We start from the raw sequence: 2,820 nt of genomic DNA on the forward strand, positions 1-2,820 counted from the left end.
GAGCGTGCGATGCACCATGTTCAAAGGTTTTCCTGGCGAAACGGCCGAGGATATGGAGCTGACGGCCAAGTTTCTTGCGGACCATGCCCCCTATTTGGATCGAGTTCGGTTCAATGAATTCTCGTTGCTCGAGGACACACCCATCTACAACGCGATGGTGGCGCGAGCCAAGGATGACGGCGAGTTCGACCGCTTCCGTGATTATCCAAAACTCGATGTCTTTCAGATCATGCATAAAAAGGCCCGCGCAGAATATGTCAATCATGAGACCGCAAACCCTGCTTATCGCAAGGCCAAGTCCCGGGCACTCAGGATTGTGCACGAAATCAATCGTCGCCCGATTCGTTCTGCCGCGCGTCAATTCGATGGCTTGATGTAAGAACGTGTTTTGAAAAACCGACAAACCATGTTCAACCTCAAGATCAACCGTCGAACCAATTTCGCTAGTTCCGTTTCGCCTCTGGACAAACGACTGCGCCGACTATCGTTCTTCGAGCGCATGGAAGAAGCGAAAGCGTTTCTGGACACTCTCCATCGCGAGAATTTTTTAACGGATGCGGAGCGAAAGAGCCGATGGTCCGAAGTACGAAACTCTCTGAATCGCAGAGGATTTTACGAGCACACGTCCGACGAAATTGCCATCGGAGCAAGAATCGCTTGGCGAAATCATTCTCGTTGCATTGGTCGAATGTATTGGGAGAGTCTCGAGGTTTTTGATTGCCGAAAACTGACCGAACCCGATGCGATTGCCGATCGAATCGTGCAACATATGGTCGATTCCCTCGGGGACGGACGCATACGCTCGATCATTTCTGTTTTTGCACCGATTCAACCGGGAACAACGCCAGCCTACATTGAGAGCCAGCAAGTCACTCAGTATGCAGGTTATGTTCAGAAAGATGGCACCGTACTGGGTGATCGAAGAAACGTGGAATCGACTCGTATCGCAATATCGCTTGGATTTCGTCCTCCCGAGCAAAAAAGTGCGTTTGACATGCTGCCTGTGATGGTTCGCGATAGCGCGGATCGGCGAATTCTTTTTGAGATCCCACCATACGCATACCGTGAAATTGAAATATGTCATCCAACATGCTCGCAGATCGCGGAACTAGGTCTGAAGTGGTACGCAGTGCCTTGTGTCAGTGGGATGATCCTGACCATAGGCGGAATCGACTATCCATGCGCTCCTTTCAATGGGTTCTATATGGGTACGGAGATCGCTTCTCGAAACCTTGTTGACAAAATGCGGTACGATTTGTTACCCGCTGTATCCCGTGCGATAGGTGACGATCCGGACCGAGACAAAACACTTCTGTGGCAGGATCGAGCACTCACGGAATTGAATCGGGCTGTCCTATATTCGTACAAATCGGCTGGCGTCACAATCATTGACCATCATACTGCGAGCGATAATTTCACGAATTTTTGTCAACGCGAGCAGGTCTCGGGCCGCCATGTTTCGGCGGATTGGAGCTGGATTGTACCTCCACAGGCATCTTCGCGCTGCGAAGTGTTTCATCTCAAGATGGAAGATTTTGCACCGGTTCCCAACTATTACCATAGCCGGGCCGACGATGCACTGCGCATGATGCCCTACTACGGTGACCAGCAACGCAACCGCTTTCAACGCCGTTGGGACAAACTGCTGCGAAGATGGAAGCTATGGTCACGAAGCGCTTCATAGACACTCATGGCCTCCATGCGCTTTAGCGTCATCGTTCCGGTATTCAATGAATGGACCGTGCTCGATCAAACGGTTCCTGCACTCATTGCGGCCATCGAAGGAACCGACGCGGAAGTCGTCTACGTTTGCAATGGTTGCCATGACACCAGCGCGACCAAAATACGATCTTTGGCAAACGGTCGCGTCGATGTACTTGAATTGCCGCAGGCGGGCAAAACACTGGCATTAAATGCCGGTGATGCACATGTATCTGCATTTCCTCGATTTTATCTCGATGCAGATGTCATCGTTGCCGGCGATACGTTCCGTCGTCTCTCTGAGATTCTTACTTCGGGTCATGCGGATCTCGTTGCGCCTCATATCGACTTCGACACCTCAGCTTCAACGTGGCTGGCTCGCGCAATCGCCGAGGTCTGGCTTGAGTTGCCCCACGCAAAGACGGCCGGTTTTCATCATTTGCTTGGTGTCAGTGCTCAAGGTCGTTCGGGTTGGAACGAATTTCCATCGATCATTGCCGACGATGATTTTATCGTCGCATCTGTACCTTCGAATCGACGCCAAATAGCGACGAACGTGCATGTGACCACCTGGCCACCGCATACATTCTTGGCATGGGCCAGGGTCCGTGCGCGATGGTCCCAAGGGCAACGGCAGCTTGCCCGACTCGGGCTCGACCCCGTACGCACTCCGGGCCAACGGTCCGCGACGTGGTCGCTGGTCGCAACCCGCGGTATGGCCCTCAAAGCATTGATCTATATGTGCAATCGGCTCGTCTCGATTCCCGTCAGCCGCTGGTCGGAGTATCGCAGTACAAATTGGTTTCAGGACCGTCCCCAACGGAGCTCAATGTAGCAGGCAGATTCCATGTGCCGTCCGGCGGTTTGAGATACAGGGCGAAGCAGCGGTCGAGCACGAGCACCGCTGCGCACCGCAGCGCTGAGCACGAGCACGTAAAACAAGCAAAAACGAAAGTGCTTACGAACATTTTCAGAATGCCTTCTTACACATCGAAACTGCGAAATTGGGTTCGGCGAATTTATTGGTCGACCCCGATCCCCCACCGGCGTCATGCCGTTCCAGAAATCTCGATCGCCGCGTCACTACTTCATCCCGGGAGTGTGGCAGTGGATGTGGGA

General features: G+C 52.9%; 3 protein-coding genes. All 3 read left to right on the forward strand.

Annotated features, from left to right (window positions below; genetic code table 11):
• A partial coding sequence (locus tag AC6T8Q_RS21500) for a hypothetical protein (protein ID WP_500681041.1) occupies positions 1-379 on the forward strand: 379 nt, incomplete at its 5' end.
• Between the two features lie 27 nt (positions 380-406).
• Entirely contained in the window at positions 407-1,684 is a 1,278-nt protein-coding gene (locus tag AC6T8Q_RS21505; protein ID WP_500681042.1) for a nitric oxide synthase oxygenase, read from the forward strand.
• A 6-nt stretch (positions 1,685-1,690) separates the two neighbouring features.
• A complete protein-coding gene (locus tag AC6T8Q_RS21510; protein WP_500681043.1) occupies positions 1,691-2,536 on the forward strand; it encodes a glycosyltransferase family 2 protein in 846 nt (281 codons plus the stop codon).
• Positions 2,537-2,820: the final 284 nt, after the last annotated feature.

Origin of the sequence: Bythopirellula sp. (assembly GCF_041737835.1) — a bacterium.
GTDB lineage: Bacteria > Planctomycetota > Planctomycetia > Pirellulales > Lacipirellulaceae > Bythopirellula.